Origin of the sequence: Pseudoalteromonas sp. Angola-30 (assembly GCF_028599215.1) — a bacterium.
Classification (GTDB): domain Bacteria; phylum Pseudomonadota; class Gammaproteobacteria; order Enterobacterales; family Alteromonadaceae; genus Pseudoalteromonas; species Pseudoalteromonas atlantica.
Window position 1 is genome coordinate 1 of record NZ_JAQREI010000070.1, and the last position, 443, is coordinate 443.

The 443-nt window shown below is 45.1% G+C and carries 1 protein-coding gene; it reads left to right on the forward strand.

Going from position 1 to position 443, the window contains the following annotated elements:
* Window positions 1–441, forward strand: a 441-nt coding sequence (locus tag PSH54_RS20640) for an EF-Tu/IF-2/RF-3 family GTPase (protein ID WP_031289969.1), incomplete at its 5' end; no start/stop codon positions are given.
* Between the last annotated feature and the right edge of the window lie 2 nt (window positions 442–443).

The window sequence follows — 443 nt, forward strand, 5'->3', positions numbered from 1 at the left end:
AAAGAGACTACTAAGTCTACTTGTACTGGTGTTGAAATGTTCCGTAAGCTTCTTGACGAAGGTCGTGCTGGTGAGAACATTGGTGCACTTCTACGTGGTACTAAGCGTGAAGACGTTGAACGTGGTCAAGTACTAGCTAAGCCTGGTTCAATCAACCCACACACTACATTCACTTCAGAAGTATACGTACTTTCTAAAGATGAAGGTGGTCGTCATACTCCTTTCTTCAAAGGTTACCGTCCACAGTTCTACTTCCGTACAACTGACGTAACAGGTGACGTACAGTTACCAGAAGGCGTAGAAATGGTAATGCCTGGTGATAACGTTAAGATGACAGTAACTCTAATCGCGCCAATCGCGATGGACGAAGGTCTTCGTTTCGCTATCCGTGAAGGTGGCCGTACTGTAGGTGCTGGTGTTGTAGCAACTATCGTAGAGTAATA